The sequence below is a fragment of the Sulfitobacter sp. 1A10359 genome, from assembly GCF_043558145.1.
Taxonomy (GTDB): domain Bacteria; phylum Pseudomonadota; class Alphaproteobacteria; order Rhodobacterales; family Rhodobacteraceae; genus Sulfitobacter; species Sulfitobacter faviae.
Window position 1 is genome coordinate 685702 of sequence record NZ_JBIFGB010000001.1, and the last position, 15586, is coordinate 701287.

The 15586-nt window shown below is 61.5% G+C and carries 17 protein-coding genes; 10 read left to right on the top strand and 7 right to left on the bottom strand.

Annotated elements, in window-relative coordinates; genetic code table 11:
• Positions 1–42: 42 nt before the first annotated feature.
• From ACGYK2_RS03400 to ACGYK2_RS03410, 3 genes are all read right to left on the bottom strand, one after another.
• Positions 43–372 carry a sarcosine oxidase subunit delta gene (locus ACGYK2_RS03400; RefSeq protein ID WP_209218644.1) on the bottom strand — a complete coding sequence of 110 codons (330 nt, stop codon included), beginning with the start codon at positions 370–372 and terminating at the stop codon, positions 43–45.
• Positions 373–480: 108 nt separating this feature from the next.
• Positions 481–771 carry a hypothetical protein gene (locus ACGYK2_RS03405; RefSeq protein WP_209218643.1) on the bottom strand — a complete coding sequence of 97 codons (291 nt, stop codon included), beginning with the start codon at positions 769–771 and terminating at the stop codon, positions 481–483.
• 103 nt (positions 772–874) lie between these two features.
• On the bottom strand, positions 875–2119 hold the full coding sequence (locus ACGYK2_RS03410) for a sarcosine oxidase subunit beta family protein (protein ID WP_271689651.1): 1245 nt from the start codon (positions 2117–2119) through the stop codon (positions 875–877).
• A 196-nt stretch (positions 2120–2315) separates the two neighbouring features.
• On the opposite strand from ACGYK2_RS03410, the gene ccmI reads away from it, so the two are divergent.
• From ccmI to ACGYK2_RS03425, 3 genes are read left to right on the top strand one after another with little or no spacing between them, the layout of a single operon-like run.
• A complete protein-coding gene (gene ccmI / locus ACGYK2_RS03415; RefSeq protein ID WP_271689650.1) occupies positions 2316–3545 on the top strand; it encodes a c-type cytochrome biogenesis protein CcmI in 1230 nt (409 codons plus the stop codon).
• Positions 3542–4015: a Holliday junction resolvase RuvX gene (gene ruvX, locus ACGYK2_RS03420; protein WP_067264722.1), complete on the top strand. Its 474-nt coding sequence runs from the start codon at positions 3542–3544 to the stop codon at positions 4013–4015. The genes ccmI and ruvX overlap by 4 nt, the downstream gene beginning before the upstream one ends.
• Positions 4008–4247: a DUF1289 domain-containing protein gene (locus ACGYK2_RS03425; protein WP_067264719.1), complete on the top strand. Its 240-nt coding sequence runs from the start codon at positions 4008–4010 to the stop codon at positions 4245–4247. The genes ruvX and ACGYK2_RS03425 overlap by 8 nt, the downstream gene beginning before the upstream one ends.
• 7 nt (positions 4248–4254) lie before the next feature.
• Here ACGYK2_RS03425 and ACGYK2_RS03430 read toward each other — a convergent pair whose 3' ends face one another.
• Together ACGYK2_RS03430 and ACGYK2_RS03435 are read right to left on the bottom strand one after the other, a co-directional pair.
• Complete coding sequence (locus ACGYK2_RS03430) at positions 4255–4509, bottom strand: hypothetical protein (protein WP_271689649.1); 255 nt, start codon at positions 4507–4509, stop codon at positions 4255–4257.
• Positions 4510–4660: 151 nt separating this feature from the next.
• Positions 4661–5482: a sulfite exporter TauE/SafE family protein gene (locus ACGYK2_RS03435; RefSeq protein ID WP_067264714.1), complete on the bottom strand. Its 822-nt coding sequence runs from the start codon at positions 5480–5482 to the stop codon at positions 4661–4663.
• A gap of 184 nt (positions 5483–5666) precedes the next feature.
• Here ACGYK2_RS03435 and ACGYK2_RS03440 point away from each other — a divergent pair, with 184 nt between their 5' ends.
• Positions 5667–6854, top strand: a complete 1188-nt coding sequence (locus ACGYK2_RS03440; protein WP_271689648.1) for a multidrug effflux MFS transporter — start codon at positions 5667–5669, stop codon at positions 6852–6854.
• 2 nt (positions 6855–6856) lie between these two features.
• Here the strand turns inward: ACGYK2_RS03440 and dusA are convergent, their stop codons facing one another.
• A complete protein-coding gene (dusA, locus tag ACGYK2_RS03445) occupies positions 6857–7864 on the bottom strand; it encodes a tRNA dihydrouridine(20/20a) synthase DusA (RefSeq protein WP_276154433.1) in 1008 nt (335 codons plus the stop codon).
• Between the two features lie 569 nt (positions 7865–8433).
• Between dusA and ACGYK2_RS03450 the strand changes: the two genes are divergently transcribed.
• From ACGYK2_RS03450 to ACGYK2_RS03460, 3 genes are all read left to right on the top strand, one after another.
• Entirely contained in the window at positions 8434–8907 is a 474-nt protein-coding gene (locus ACGYK2_RS03450) for a hypothetical protein (protein WP_271689646.1), read from the top strand.
• On the top strand, positions 8904–9704 hold the full coding sequence (locus tag ACGYK2_RS03455; RefSeq protein WP_271689645.1) for a hypothetical protein: 801 nt from the start codon (positions 8904–8906) through the stop codon (positions 9702–9704). Before ACGYK2_RS03450 ends, ACGYK2_RS03455 begins: the two co-directional genes overlap by 4 nt.
• An 87-nt stretch (positions 9705–9791) precedes the next feature.
• Positions 9792–10679, top strand: coding sequence for a hypothetical protein (locus ACGYK2_RS03460; protein WP_271689644.1), 888 nt, complete (start codon positions 9792–9794; stop codon positions 10677–10679).
• A 244-nt stretch (positions 10680–10923) separates the two neighbouring features.
• Here the strand turns inward: ACGYK2_RS03460 and ACGYK2_RS03465 are convergent, their stop codons facing one another.
• A complete protein-coding gene (locus tag ACGYK2_RS03465; RefSeq protein ID WP_271689643.1) occupies positions 10924–11688 on the bottom strand; it encodes a DeoR/GlpR family DNA-binding transcription regulator in 765 nt (254 codons plus the stop codon).
• Positions 11689–11858: 170 nt separating this feature from the next.
• On the opposite strand from ACGYK2_RS03465, the gene ACGYK2_RS03470 reads away from it, so the two are divergent.
• Genes ACGYK2_RS03470 through ACGYK2_RS03480 form a run of 3 tightly spaced genes read left to right on the top strand, consistent with a single transcriptional unit; the run spans position 11859 to position 15567 of the window.
• Entirely contained in the window at positions 11859–12827 is a 969-nt protein-coding gene (locus ACGYK2_RS03470; protein ID WP_271689642.1) for an ABC transporter substrate-binding protein, read from the top strand.
• Entirely contained in the window at positions 12827–14530 is a 1704-nt protein-coding gene (locus ACGYK2_RS03475; RefSeq protein ID WP_271689641.1) for an iron ABC transporter permease, read from the top strand. The genes ACGYK2_RS03470 and ACGYK2_RS03475 overlap by 1 nt, the downstream gene beginning before the upstream one ends.
• Entirely contained in the window at positions 14518–15567 is a 1050-nt protein-coding gene (locus ACGYK2_RS03480) for an ABC transporter ATP-binding protein (RefSeq protein ID WP_271689640.1), read from the top strand. The genes ACGYK2_RS03475 and ACGYK2_RS03480 overlap by 13 nt, the downstream gene beginning before the upstream one ends.
• The last annotated feature ends 19 nt before the right edge of the window (positions 15568–15586 follow it).

Below are 15586 nucleotides of genomic sequence, written 5' to 3' on the forward strand. Positions count from 1 at the left end.
TGAGGATGGGGTGAATGCTGGGGCGAAACACGAGGTCGGGGGCTAGCTGGCGCGCTGCCACTGCCAATCGGGATGGCGTTTGCGGATCGCCTCAAGGATGTGATCGGGCGGGGCGAGGGTCTGCGCGGGATAGCTGCCAAAGACTTCGAGCGTGGCGGTATCGCGGGCCATGTGGAACCACTTGCCGCAGCCATAGACATGCCGCCAACGCTCAAGATGCACGCCCTTGGGGTTTTCGCGCATGAAGAGGTAGCGCTCGAAATCCTCTTCGGAGCCGCCGGGGCCGATGCGTTTCAAATGCGCCTCCCCGCCGCCGTGAAACTCCGTCTCTTCGGCGGTGACATGGCAGCAAGGACAGGTGAGGATCAGCATGGGCAAGCTCCTACGCGGGTAGAGAACGGCAAAACGCCGCCCCGGCGCGACTGCGCAGAGCGGCGTGAATCGTGAAAAGGCGACGCTGCGCGCGTGGCCGAGGGGGGTTTACTCGGTCGGGGTTGCGGCCTCATCGACGGCATCCGCCGTGCCTTCGGCCGCGCCCTCAATAGTCTCACCAGTGCTTTCGGCTGCACCTTCGATATTAACGTTAACGTCATTCGCGCCATCGAGGTCACCCCCCGCGAAGAGGAAATAGGCCAGCAAAGCCACCACGACGACGACTGCGCCCACGATGAATGCAAGGCCGCTGTTGCCGCCACGATCGGTCGTGGTCGTGGTTGTGGTGGTGTTGGTATGATCGACGTGATCCGTGCGGTTGTGGTCCGGGGTTGCCATTGTTCAGCTCCGTTATATTCAATGTCTGAACGGGTAACCCCGGGCCGGGCACTGGCGTTCCCCCCCGTGCTGAGCAGCGGCGAATTGTGGCCGATCCACAACATCAATGCGCCACCCCGGCGGCCACGGATTCATCGATAAAGCGCCCTTCGGCGAAACGCTCAAGCCCGAAGGCGTCGGTCAGGGGCGAATGCCCCTTGGCCATCAACTCCGCAAAGCCCCAGCCCGAACCGGGGATCGCCTTGAAGCCGCCCGTGCCCCAGCCGCCATTGATAAACACCCCCTCGACCGGGGTTTTGCTGAGGATCGGAGAACGGTCGCCGGTGACATCCACGATGCCGCCCCATTGCCGCAGCATCTTGAGCCGCGAGATCATCGGGAAGGTCTCGACCAGCGCGCGCACCGTCTCTTCGATATGGTGAAAGCTGCCGCGTTGGGTGTAGTTGTTATGCCCGTCCGTGCCGCCCCCGATGACCATCTCGCCCTTGTCGGACTGGCTCATATAGCCGTGCACCGTGTTGGCCATGACGACGACATCCATACAGGGCTTGACCGGCTCCGAGACCAGCGCCTGCAAGGCCACGCTTTCGATCGGCAAACGAAAGCCCGCCATATTCGCCAGCTGGCCCGAATGCCCGGCCACGACGATCCCCAGCTTGTCGCAGTCGATATCGCCGCGTGTGGTGCTGACGCCGGTCACCTTGCCGCCCGTCTGGCGCACGCCGGTGACCTCGCATTTCTGGATGATGTCCATGCCCATATCCGAGCAGGCCCGCGCATAGCCCCAAGCCACCGCATCATGCCGCGCGGTGCCGCCGCGGGCCTGCCAAAGCCCGCCCAGCACCGGGTAGCGCGGCCCGTTGATGTTGATGATCGGCACCAGTTGTTTGACCCGGTCCGGCCCGATGAATTCGGTCTGTACGCCTTGCAGGGCGTTGGCATGAGCGGTGCGTTTGTAGCCGCGCACCTCATGCTCGGTCTGTGCTAGCATGATGACGCCACGGGGGCTGAACATGACGTTGTAGTTCAGGTCTTGGCTCATCGTTTCATAAAGACTGCGTGCCTTTTCGTAGATCGCAGCCGAAGGGTCTTGCAGGTAGTTCGAACGGATGATCGTCGTGTTGCGCCCGGTGTTGCCGCCGCCGAGCCAGCCCTTTTCCAGCACCGCAACATTGGTGATGCCGAAGTTCTTGCCCAGATAGTACGCCGTCGCCAGCCCATGCCCGCCCGCGCCCACGATGATCACGTCATAGCGCTTTTTCGGCTGCGCATCCCGCCATGCGCGGGTCCAGCCCGTATGATGGCGCATCGCCTCTCGGGCCACTGCGAAAACGGAGTATTTCTTCATCACGTCACTTCCCGGCAAGGATTCGGGCCGCGCGGGCGGCTGTGCTCAGTTCTGAGCCTAGGAGCAGATATGCGAAATGACCACCACGGCATTTGGACGCGGTTTTGCGACATGCGGCGCGATTGGTGAAAAATGCCGCAGGGCACGCGGCATTTGCGGGCTTTTGTCGGGGCCGGTCAAAGGTTAGGTAGAGGCCATGATATTCTGGTTTCTCTCTGGCGCGATGGCGCTTGTCGTGGGCGGTCTTCTGGCGCGGGCCGCTTGGCGCGGCGCGGATACGCCCCTGCCCGCTCAGGCGGACTATGATCTGAAGGTTTACCGCGACCAGTTGGACGAGGTTGAGCGCGACGTGGCACGCGGGATTGTCCCCGAGGCCGACGCCGCCCGCATCCGGACCGAGATTTCGCGCCGCATCCTCGCGGCCGATGCCGCCCGCGACGGTGGCCCGCAAACCGCTTCGCGCCCCGCGCCCTTGGTGCTGATCGCCGGGGTCGCGGCCTTGGGGGCCGGGTCATTGGCGCTTTATTGGCATCTGGGGCAGCCCGGCTATGGCGATCTGGCCCTTGCTGACCGCATCGCCTTTGCCGAGGATATGCGCCGCAACCGTCCCAGCCAGCAAAGCGCGGTGGACAGCCTGCCCCCCAGCCCTGCCACCGAAGGGCTGAGCGCCGATTACCTCGCCCTGATGCAGCAGCTGCGCGTCACGGTCAAAGACCGGCCCGAAGATCTGCAAGGGCAAACCCTTCTGGCGCAGAACGAAGCCCGGATCGGCAATTTCCCCGCCGCTGCCGAGGCGCAGGCCAATGTGCTGCGTCTCAAAGGGGCCGACCGCACCGCCAAGGATATAGCGGATTATGCCGAACTCTTGGTGCTGGCGGCGGGCGGCTATGTCTCGCCCGAGGCGGAAACCGCCCTGCGCGAGGTGTTGAACCGCGATGAGCAGGATGGCCGGGCGCGCTATTACCTCGGCCTGATGATGGTGCAGACCGGACGGCCCGATGTGGGCTTTCGCATCTGGGACGCGCTGCTGCGGCGCGGGCCTGCCGATGCCCCGTGGATCGAACCGATCCGCGCGCAGATCGCTCAGGTCGCCGCCCTTGCCGGGGTGAATTACGAGATGCCGCAGATTGGCACTGGCACCCCCGCGCGCGGCCCTTCGGCCGAAGACATCGAAGCCGCCTCTGAGATGAGCGCGGATGACCGGATGGAGATGATCGGCGGCATGGTCGCAGGGCTGTCGGACCGTCTGGCCAGCGAAGGCGGCCCGCCGCAGGACTGGGCGCGGCTGATCACGTCGCTGGGGGTCTTGGGCGATACCGATCAGGCCCGGGCGGTCTATGATAACGCGCTTGAGGTCTTCTCGGGCGATAATGCGGCGCTGGACATGATCCGCAGCGCCGGGGAACGCGCAGGGGTGGCAGGATGATTTACGACGAAACCGCAGATTTCATCGCCGCCCTGCCCCCGATGCAGGCGCTGATCGGGCTGGACTTGGGCGAGAAAACCATCGGCGTGGCGGTGAGCGACAGTTTCCAATCCGTCGCCACCCCGCTGGAAACCGTGCGGCGCAAGAAGTTCGGCGTCGATGCCGCCCGGCTGACCGAGATCATCGCCGAACGCCGCATCGGCGGGCTGGTTCTGGGGCTGCCGCGGAATATGGATGGCACCGAGGGGCCGCGCTGCCAGTCGACCCGTGCCTTCGCGCGCAACTTCGACCGGCTCAGCCCGCTGCCGATCACCTATTGGGACGAGCGCCTGTCGACCGTGGCCGCCGAGCGCGCGCTGCTCGAGGCCGACACCACCCGCAAACGCCGCGCCGAGGTCATCGATCATGTGGCGGCGGGCTATATCCTTCAGGGGCTTCTGGACCGTTTGCAAGTGATGCGCCGTGACTAAAAAGGTCTGGCAACGTGATGAGGTCGAAAGCCCCTGCATCAACATCTGCGTGGTGCATCCCGAAAGCCGTCTTTGCACCGGCTGTCTGCGTTCGATCGACGAGATTGGCCGCTGGTCCGCGATGAGCGCCGAGGAACGCCGCGCCATCATGGCGGAACTGCCCTCACGCGAAAGCGCCCATGCGAAACGGCGCGGGGGCCGCGCGGCGCGGCTGGCCCGGCGGCGCGACTAAGGCGGGCTCAGGCGCCGCGGCGCTGGACGATCTGGTTCAGGAAAATAAGGGCCGCTTCGCCGTGGGTGACATCCTGATGCCCCATCGGGGCCGCGTTGTAGTTGGCGGCAGGCACAGCGGCGCGGGCGAAGGTCAGGCTGGTCTCACGGGTGAACATCCCATCGAAACGAAACGCCCGACGGCCACGGCGTGCAGGTCTCCAATAAGCAAGGTCGGTGCCCTGCCCTTTGAGAATGATCGCTTTGGTCCCGCTTCGGCGCATCTCGTCACGTCCCTTGGTTCGGATGATTCTGCGTTCGTTATGGCATTTAGCCCGCAGTTTGTGTCGAGATTGCGGCAATTCAGTGAACATTGTCCGAAATTGGGCGGAAAGAGCCGCATTCCGGCAGGAGTAAGGTCAAAACCGGGTCGCCTCAGCCCCAAAGCGCCTTTCTGAGCATGTTCAGCGCCACCAGCACGAGGAAGACGGCAAAGACCCGCCGCAGCGGCTTGGGGTCCATCGCATGGGCCAGCCGCACGCCCCAAGGCGCGGTGATCAGCGTCATCGCCACAACGATCCCAAAGGCTGCGAGGTTGACCGCGCCGAGGGTCAGCGGCGGGCGGTTCTGGCCGATGTCGACAAACAGAAAGGCAATCACCGAAGGCACAGCGATCAAGAGGCCAAAGCCCGCCGCCGTGGCTACGGCCTTGTGAATGGGCCGCCCGTGCAATGTCATCAGCGGCACGCCAAAGCTGCCGCCACCGATCCCCATGAGCACCGACAGAAAGCCCACCATCGGCGACAGGAGCGCGCGTTTAAGGCCGCGGGGCATGGTCTCCCCCAAGCGCCACTCGCTGCGTCCAAAGCCAAGGTAGAGGCCCACGCAAAGCGCCAACCCGCCAAAGATCACCTGTAGCGTCTGGGTCCGCAGTTGCGACACCAGCAGCACGCCCAGAATGGCCCCCAGCATGATCCCCGGTGCCCAAGTGCGCAGTATTTCCCAATCCACCGCGCCCTTCTTGTTGTGCGCATGCACCGAACGCGCCGAAGTGACGATGATCGTCGCCAGAGAGGTCGCAAGGCAAATCTGCATCAACTGCGGCCCGCCATAGCCCAGCGATTGCAGAACATAAAAGAACGCCGGGACCAAGACGATGCCCCCGCCGACACCCAAGAGCCCTGCCAAAATCCCAGCAAAACCGCCAATCAGGGCAAGAAGCACCAGCATCGGCAATAGATCGTTCAATTCTGGCATGAGCCCCTCCCCGGCTGTCGTTGGCTCTATCAAGCCGTTTCGCGCGAAGGGTTCAAGGCGATAACGCCGGGGTTGCACTTTGCCCAAGGCCAGTTAGGTTGCCCGCGACTGTGGGCCCCAAGCGCACCGACCGTTTGCCGCCTGCCCCATATGGCCCCGGCCATTCCATCCGAAAGGACATCTCGTGCTACGTTCAGCGCTCATTCTCGGGTTGCTGGGGCTGGTCGGCCCCTTCGCCATTGATATGTATCTGCCCGCCATGCCTGCCATCGCCGCCAGCTATGGCGCCTCTGAGACGGCGGTTCAGGCGACGATCACCGCCTATTTCATCGCCTTCGGGCTGGGGCAGCTTTTCTACGGCCCTTGGGCCGATCAGGCGGGGCGCAAACTGCCGATCATGGTCGGGCTCGCGCTGTTTCTGGTCGCCTCTTTCGGGGCGGCCTTCGCCCCGTCGATGGCGGCGCTGACCGGTTGGCGCGCCCTGCAAGGGCTGGGCGGCGCGGTGCTGATGGTGGTGCCCCGCGCGATCATCCGCGACCAATATACCGGGACACAGGCGACGCGCTTGATGGCGATGTTGATGCTGGTGATCTCGATCTCGCCCATGCTGGCCCCGCTGGCGGGCAGCGCGGTTCTGGCCTTGGCCGATTGGCGCGCGATCTTCCTAGCCCTTGGCGTGCTGGCGGTTGCCGCGCTGGCACTCACCGCCACCGCACAGCCTGAGACCTTGCCCGCAGAGCGCCGCGTTCGGATCAACCCGCGCAGCCTCTGGCGCGGGGCGAAAGTGCTGCTGAGCGATCCGATCTTCATGGGGCTGACCTTTATCGGCGGCTTCGCCATGGGCTCTTTCTTTGTCTTCATTGCCTTCGCGCCCTTCGTCTATACCGGGCAATACGGGCTGGGGCCGACGGGGTTCTCGCTGGCCTTCGCGGTCAACGCGGTGGGCTTCTTCTCGGCCTCGCAATTGGCGGGATGGCTGGGCGAACGCTGGGGCATGCGCAGCCTCGTCCGGCGCGGGGTCGCGGGCTTCGTGCTCTTCTCCGCCGCGATCTTTGTCACCGCGTTGGTTACCGAGCCGGAGCTCTATCTGGTGATGGCGGGTCTGTTCTGCGCCAATGCCTGCCTTGGCGTGGTGGTGCCGACGGTGATGGTCGTGGCGCTGGATGACCACGGCGATATCGCAGGGCTGGCCTCATCACTGGGCGGCACCTTGCAGATGGTGGCCGGGGGCATCTCCATCGCGCTGGCAGGACCGTTCTTCGACGGCACCGTCACGCCGATGCTGGGGGCAATCGCGGCCTGCGGTGTGGTGGCGGCTTTACTCACGCTGGTACTGCTGCAGCCCCGCCCACTGGCCGAACCCGGCGTCTGACCCTACCCCGCCACGGCCACTTCCTGCGCCGCGGCGACTTCGGCTAAGGCCGATTCGACCAGTTCTGGACCCGCGCCGGGCTTATGCGCCCCTTCGGAGAGGATACGCCGCCACTGCCGCGCACCGGGCCGCCCGGCGAAAAGTCCCAGCATATGCCGGGTGATCTGCCCCAGCCGTCCGCCGCTTGCCAAATGGGCCTCGATATAGGGCAACATCCCCTGCACCGCCGCCTCAGCACTGCTGTCGCTGCCCTGGCCATAGATGCGCCGATCTGCCGTGGCGAGGATATCCGCAGGCGCGTGATAGGCGCTGCGCCCCACCATGACGCCATCGAGCCCCGCATTGAGAAAGGCTTCGGCCTGATCGAGCGAGGTGATCCCGCCATTGACCGAGATATGCAGGTTCGGAAACAGCCCCTTCATCCGATGGACGAGGTCATAATCCAACGGCGGAATATCGCGGTTTTCCTTGGGGCTTAGCCCCTGCAACCACGCCTTGCGCGCATGGATCGTCACACGGGTGCATCCCGCCGCCACGATCTGCGACAGGAACTCGGGCAGGATCTCTTCAGGGTTCTGATCGTCAACCCCAATACGGCATTTCACCGTCACTTCGACATCGCAGGCCGCGCGCATCGCGTCGACGCAATCGGCCACCAGCCCCGGCCGCTGCATCAAGACGGCCCCGAATGCGCCCGATTGCACTCGGTCAGAGGGGCAGCCGCAATTAAGGTTGATCTCATCATAGCCCGCCGCGGCCCCCAACCGCGCCGCCTGCGCCAGCTCTTGCGGGTCCGACCCGCCCAGTTGCAATGCAACCGAATGTTCCGCAGGGTCGTGATCCAGCAGATGCAACGCGCCGCCACGCACCAAGGCGGGGGCGGTCACCATCTCGGTGTAAAGCAGGGTCTCGCGGCTGAGCAGACGGTGGAGGTAGCGGCAGTGGCGGTCGGTCCAATCCATCATGGGTGCCACGCTAAGGCGCGCTGCCTTTTCAACATTATTTTTCAATAGCTTAACCTCATCTCCGAATGAGCTTGATGTAGCACGCTTGGCGTGGATTTCCGGGGGTTTCCCCTGGTTTTACGGGGTTTTCGATTCAGGATTGCTACCGTGTAGCACATCTGAACTGCCAGAACACCGCCACTTACTCCGCCCGTGTTCACCCCGCGCGCCGCCTCCCCTGCTTCTCTGTCTGAACCAGGGAAGTCGGGAATCAAACCAAGGAGAATTTTTTCGCGGACGCGCCGACTTGCATTGTAGCGTTGTTGCAACTATCAATTTTGCGCAAAGCGAAAACAGATTTTTAATTACTACTTTCAGACCATTAGGCTCCGCCTATGTGTGGATCGCGCCTTGCCGCGGCAGCGGTTCAAAACGTATAATTCGGAGCGTATTCTCCATGAGCAAGCTTACTCAAACCACCCATGTCGAGCTTGGGTCGCGCGTAAAAAAGGCCCTGAAGGATGTCGGGCTCGGGGTGGCATTTATCGGCTTCGCGCTCATGGGGCTTTTCAGGTCCGCCGCAAGGTTCAAAAGACACATTCCCAATTACTCTAACTTCTTAAATGGATATTCCCATGAAACGTGCACTTCTGACGGCTTTGGCCATGATGACCTCCTCTGCCGCAATGGCCGGCTCTTACTGCGAACTGGACGGGTCAGAGATGTTCAGCTGCACCTTTAACGGTGGCGCAAAGGCCGTTGAGGTTTGCGATGCCTTCTGGATGGACGGCGATATGGCCTCCTATGGCTTTTTCCAAACCAGCGGTGAACTCGAGAAGGAAATCATCGTCGACAAAGCCTCCCTGCTTTACAACGAGGGCACGGGCATGGGCACGATGATGAGCGAGTCGGTCACCTTCCAAACCGAAGACGGCTATGGCTACGAGGTATACTGGTGGGCCGAACGGGGCGACGCCGAGGTCGGCGGTGGCCTCACCGTTTATCAGGACGGCAGCGAGATTGCCGACCTGTCCTGCGATGCGGGGTCTGTTCAGCAAAGCCTTGGTGAGTTCATCATGATGATCGACAATGCGCAGGTCTCCCCATGAGACCTTGGGCTGCGGCCGTGATCGCGGGGGGCCTCGGCTCTGCTGCACAGGCGCAGGGGGTGTGTTCGGGCGAGGTGGTATTTCAATGCGCCACCAACGCGCCCGAGGCGGAGCGGGAGCAGATCACTGTCTGTCAGTCTGACGTGCGGTTTGAAATGGTGCGGCACCACTTGGCCTCCGGTGAGCTGCGCTATGACGTTCCTCTGACCGCCGATGGGGCGCTGACCCACTACACTTTTGGCTGGCTCGACGAGGAAACGATCAAGGTCGAACTGGGATTTTGGGACGAACCCTACGCCATGCCGCGCATTCTTCATATGGCGGTGCCGTGGAACGAAGAGGAGGACGAACAGCGGCTTGATCTTCCTGCCGAAGCCTGGTTGCAAACCGCTGATTGGCAGATGCCGATTGAACAGGAACTGTGCCTGCCGCAAACCGTCTACGCCGACCTCGCCACGATGGAGCTCGGGTTTGTGGATCGCGGGCCTGTGGGCTTGTTTTTCTCGGGTGATGAAATCGTGCCGACCCCAGAGACAGTCGGTCGCGCACGCGTGCAGACCGATACAACGGTGTCTGTCTACCAGTGGAGCAGCCCCAATGCCGCAACACCCGTGTGGTGGCAGCTATATGACGGTGACGAAGTTGAGGTGCTGGCCGTGCATGGCGCTTTCGGCGCGGTGGCGATCCCGATCGGCGTTAGTGAATGCGTAGTCCGCCCTGAAGACATGGGGCATCCCTACAACGGCCCCTGTGCTACGGGCTGGGTAGATCAGCAGTATCTACAGATGATCCAGTAACGGATCGCCGAAGCTTAGATCTACGACACAGACAAAACACATGACATTTTCAATTATGAGCGCAGTGGGGGGAAGATGCGGAAAACTATGACAATTGCAGCTGTGCTGGCTGCGAGCCAAGCCGCTGCGTTTTGCGACGAAGGCATTCTGGAAACCGATGTGCTTTGTGTGACCGAAGAGGCAGAAGAAATCAAACTCTGCCGCACGGTCCACCCGATGACCGAGATGGAGATTTTGACTCTTAACGTCGATCCGGCGATCTCTAAGGGACCACACAGCGAGGTGGCACGGGATATTCCCTTTGCGATGACACTCGGGACAGGTGGCTACCCTTGGGACAGTTATGGCCTGACTTTCTTCGACGAAGGCGGACACGCCGTGCTCAACCTGCGCCGTGCGATTGATGCCGTGGATAACAGTCACGTTGAAATCTCGCTCGACCTGTTCGGACGCGGGTCCGAACCGCAGCGCACTTTAACCTGTATGGTGCCCGCCCTGCGCGCTGAAATTGACGCTCTGCTGACGACACGCGGCATTGCGCCAAATGGCGCGCGCACCGGCCCTTCCGCAGACAGCCGCCCCTTCTACATCCCGCGCCAAAGACTGCCTGGAGATACGCCTTATGGCGGCTATGCTTGCCGCGAAGTCGGTCTGGTCGAAAGTAAGGAAGGCTCTGACGCGGGTCAAATCGCGCTTTACACCGCCGCCTTTGAGGGCGCCGCGATCATGGGGTATCTCAGCCCCTACGACGCCACGGGAGCCTTCGAATGCTGGAATGAAAACGGTTTCAGCGGCATCGTCTGGCCGGATAGGGACAAGCGCGGCGATGACCTTCCGTGGTCCATGCTCGATTTCGACGCACGTCTTGTCGCCTGCGGCCTGAACGAGGCTAGCTGGCCACCGAATGTTGCCTATGACGGCAAGTGCTCTAGCGCATGGGTGACGTCCGGTTCGGTTGCTGGTTTTGGCGGCTGACGCGGCTTCAACTTTATGGTTCCACCTGGCGATCATGCACTTTGGCACCGCCTTACGCACCTGCAGTGAATGTCGGCAAACCGCCCTTCCTACATGAGGGAGCGCCGACGCGAACGGCCCTAAACCGACCTCCCAAGATAGCCCGGATGCCGCCTTAGCACCTGCAAGCGGACATTGATCCGTGCCAATACTCTTCCAGAGGATGTGACGGGCTGACGTGCAGGTTAGCCAGCGAACGAGGGTGTCAAACTTGCACAATCTGACATCCATGTCGCGAACAGCTATCAATTACCGATGCTGAAAAACGTGCCCCTGTCACGATCACATCAAAGTCCCAAGCGTGACCCATCTGGAAAGGCAGGTCCAAGCCGTTCTTCGTGCTGTCCACCACCAGAATGCTCTTCTTCCCACAGCCGGCAATGGCCTTGCGGGCGGACATTTCGTCGGCGTTGTAATCCAGTACCTCGCCCTCTTCGGAAAGGCCGCCGCAGCTGAACACCGCATAATCAACCCGATACCGTGAGAAGAAATTGAGCGCTGACGTGCCGATCATATCCAAATCGCGCATTCTTACGGTTCCGCCTGCCAGTTCGACAGCAACGCCAGGGGCTTGTTGCAGGGCGCAGACAGCGTGAATGCTGTTTGACGCGACGAAAAGGTCTTTATGCGAAGCCAAGAACCGCGCGCAGGCTTCTACCGTTGTGCCGGTGCCCAAGGCCACCCGTGCGCCATCGGGAATGAGACCCTTTACTGCTAATGCGATGCGCTGCTTTTCCTGTCGCGCGATGCCTTCGCGGGGCAGATAGCCGATGTTCTCACTCTGCTGACGCAGCCGGGCATAGCCGTTGCGGCGCTGGACAAGTCCCGCTTCGTCAAGATCGCGCAGGTCGGCTCGTATGGTTTGTACCGAAACCGAAAGCTCGGACGAAAGCTCGGCTGCCGACAGCGTTTCGCGCTTGGAGAGTAGGGCAATAATCTCGTCTCTTCTCTGGGTAATATCCCGTCGCACGGTCATTTCCTTCGAAAAATAATGATTTTTTCTAATAGGTTAGGAAATGAACTCAGGCCCCGCAATATAAATAAAAGTTTCAAAGAACCGTTACAAAACGGTCAGAAAACTCAGGGATAAGGCTCTCGTGAACTGCTTTCGTTCGAAAGTAAAAACCCTAGGAGAGTTCCATGAAATCCTTCGTTACATCCACCGCTTTCGCGCTTTTGGCCAGCACGACCATGGCCGATACGATCACCCTCTACACATCGCAGCCGAATGCGGATGCGCAGAGGACCGTGGACGCATTTATGGCTGCCAACCCTGGCACCGAAGTTGATTGGGTCCGCGACGGCACAACCAAACTTATGGCCCGCCTGCGCGCCGAGATCGAAGCGGGCAACCCGCAGCCCGATGTCCTGCTGATCGCCGATACTGTGACGCTGGAGGGCATGGCGCAAGAGGGTCTGTTGACCGCCTATCAATCGCCCGAAGCCGGTGACTATGACGCGGCGCTGCATTCTGCCGAAGGCTATTACCACTCGACCAAATTGATCACCACCGGGATCGTTTACAACACAGGTGTCGAGACCGCGCCGACCGCGTGGACCGACCTCTCGGACGAAGCCATCAAAGGGCAAATCGCGATGCCCTCTCCGCTTTATTCCGGTGCCGCGCTAATCCACCTTGCCACGCTGACCGGCGATGAGACTTTGGGCTGGGAGTATTACGAGAACCTCGCCGCAAATGAGGCCCGCGCGCAGGGTGGCAACGGCGGCACCTTCAAAGCCGTGGCTTCGGGTGAGAAGCCTTATGGGATGGTCGTCGACTTTCTGGCGATCCGCAACAAGGCTGAAGGCTCCCCGGTTGATTTCGTCTTTCCCGAAGAGGGCGTTTCCTATGTGACCGAGCCGGTGGCGATCATGTCTTCTGCCAAGAACGTCGAAGGTGCCGAGAAATTCGTCGACTTCCTGCTCAGCACTGAAGGCCAAGAATTGGTTCTGGACATGGGTTATATCCCTGCTCGTGACGGCATGGGCGTACCCGAAGGGTTCCCCGCCCGCGAAGACATCAAACTGATGGCCTTCGATCCTGCCGAGGCCCTCGCAAATGCCGACACCAACAAGGCCAAATTCGCAGAGCTTTTCGGCGCTGAATGATGAGTGCCGCACAACAAACTGGAGGCAGCCGGACCGAGGCCCGGCTGCTCTCTGCCATTCTGATTGTCGCCATCTGTCTGACGCTTGCGCCGGTCCTGCGCCTTTTTGTCGAGGGTGTCACCGATCAAGGCAGCCCCAGTCTGACCCTTATGCGCGATGTACTGGCGCAACCCTCAACTCTAAGCGCGCTTAAGCATTCGCTGGTCACGGCGGGTTTTGGCACTTTGGTGTCGCTGGTGCTTGGCGCGGCCTTTGCCTTTTTGGTGGCGCTGACAGACCTGCGGGCCAAGGCGGCTTTGGTCTTTTGCCTGATGATCCCGATGATGATCCCGCCGCAGATCACCGCACTATCATGGACCCAGATCATGGGGCCGTCTTCGGTTTTGCTAAAGACATTGGGCATTGCCCCCCCGCTTGGCGCGCCCCAGCCACTTTACTCGCCCGAGGGCATCATCCTGTTGCTGGGCATCCAGCATATGTCGATCATCTTCCTGACCCTTCGCGCGGGCCTGCGATCCATCCCGCAAGATGTGGTAGAGGCCGCCCGGATCAGCGGTGCCAGAGGGCTGCGCACATGGTGGCAGGTCGTCATGCCCCTGACCTTGCCCAGTCTCGCGGCGGGCACGGCAATTACCTTTGTCACCGCGCTTGGCAATTTTGGCATTCCCGCGATGTTGGGTATTCCTGCAGGCTATGCGACGCTGCCGACGCTGGTCTATCAAAAGCTGGCCGGCATGGGCACGACCGTTCTGGCCGAGGTTTCAGTTCTGGCCATGCTGATCGGGGCGGTCGCCGTGGCGGGCATCTTATTGCAGCGCCTGTGTCAATCGCGCCAGAAGTTGCATCTTGTGGGCAGCACCTCGCGGCCGCTGGCCCTGCCCTTGAGGGCGGCCCGTTTGCCGGTTGAAATCGTGCTCTGGGCCGTGGTCTTTGCCATCCTCGTCCTGCCGATGTGCGGCCTTTTGGCCACGTCACTCGTGCCTGCCTATGGCGTGACCCTGCGCTTTGATACTGTGACGCTTGCATCTTGGTACGAGGTATTGTTCCGCCAACCTGTCACTTCGCGTGCCTTTGCCAACTCCTTTGGACTGGCCGCAGGCGCCTCTGCGGTTTTGGCAGCAATCTGCCTGCCTCTTGCCTGGCTGATGGAGCGACGCAAAACGTGGCTCGCGCGGCTGTTCGACAGCCTGCTCGATCTGCCCTACGCCCTGCCGGGTGTTGTCCTGTCGATCGCGATGATCCTGCTGCTGATCAAGCTGCCTTTCACCGAAGCCACGCTTTATGGCACCATTTGGATCATCTTTCTGGCCTATCTCGCGCGGTTCTTCGCGGTGATGTTCCGCCCGGTTCAGGCAAGCCTGAAACAGTTCGATCCTGCCATGGATGAGGCCGCGCAATCGGTTGGTGCCTCGCTCTACAGGCGGCTACGCGATGTGATCTTTCCGCTTTCGGCCCCAGCGGCAGCGGCGGGGGCGATCCTTGTGTTTCTCACCGCGTTCAACGAGCTCACGGTTTCCGCGCTCTTGTGGTCCTCGGGCACCGAGACATTAGGCGTGGTGATTTTCAACCTCGATGACAGTGGCGAAACCGGCATGGCCAGCGCCTTGGCAATGACCATCGTCTTTGTGGTCATCGTCCTCATGTCGCTGATCCAGTTGTTTTCCCGCCGCTTTCCAAAAGGAGTTGTCCCATGGCAGACATAAACCTGTCTTCGGTCAGCAAGACATTCGCAGGCACCCCTGCCCTACAAGACATCACAACCCGGTTCGACGACGGCGAATTTATCGCACTTTTGGGGCCGTCGGGCTGTGGCAAGACCACCCTTCTGCGCATCTTGGCGGGGTTCGAGACGCCCAGCAGCGGTCAACTCCGCATTGGCAGCCGCGAAATGGCCAATGCTCAATCAGGGGTGAACCTGCCGCCCGAAGAGCGCAACATCGGGTTTGTGTTTCAATCCTACGCGCTTTGGCCGCATATGTCGGTGCGGCGCAACGTGTCCTACCCGCTTGAAATCCGCAGGTTCTCCAAGTCCGAGGTAGCAAAACACACCGATGCGGCCCTCGCCTCGACGGGGCTTGAGAATTACGCTGATCGCATGCCCTCTGACCTTTCGGGCGGACAACGGCAACGGGTGGCTTTGGCACGCTGCCTTGTCTCTGATCCCTGTGCCGTGCTGCTGGATGAGCCTTTGGCCAACCTTGATGTGGCGTTGCGGGCCACGATGCAGGGCGTCTTTACCGATTTTCACAAGCGCACCGGGGCCACAATGGTCTATGTCACTCATGACCAGGCCGAAGCCATGGCGATGGCCGATCGGATCGCCGTGATGGATCAGGGCCGCATTCAGCAGTTCGACACACCGCAAACCCTCTATGAACGGCCTAAAAACCGCTTTGTTGCTGAATTCGTCGGGCGCGGCACCGTGGTGCCGGTGCAAGAGGTCACGCAGGCCGGAGAGGCCCGTCAGGCGCGGATACTGGGCGCCGAAGTTGCGGTTCAGTCCGCAAGGGCTGAGACGCGGGTCAGCCATGTCTGCCTGCGCCCCGAAAACCTGACCATCTCGGAGAGTGGCGATCTGCGCAGCAAGGTCGCGCGGGTCACCTATATGGGCGGCAAATACCTGTTGGAAACAGTCACCGACTGCGGCGCGCGCCTGTTTGCAGAAACCCGCGCCCGCTTTGACGTCGGCGCACAACTGGGCCTGACAATCACCACCCCTTGGGCCTTTTCAGAGGATTAAATGCAAAGCATACGACTAC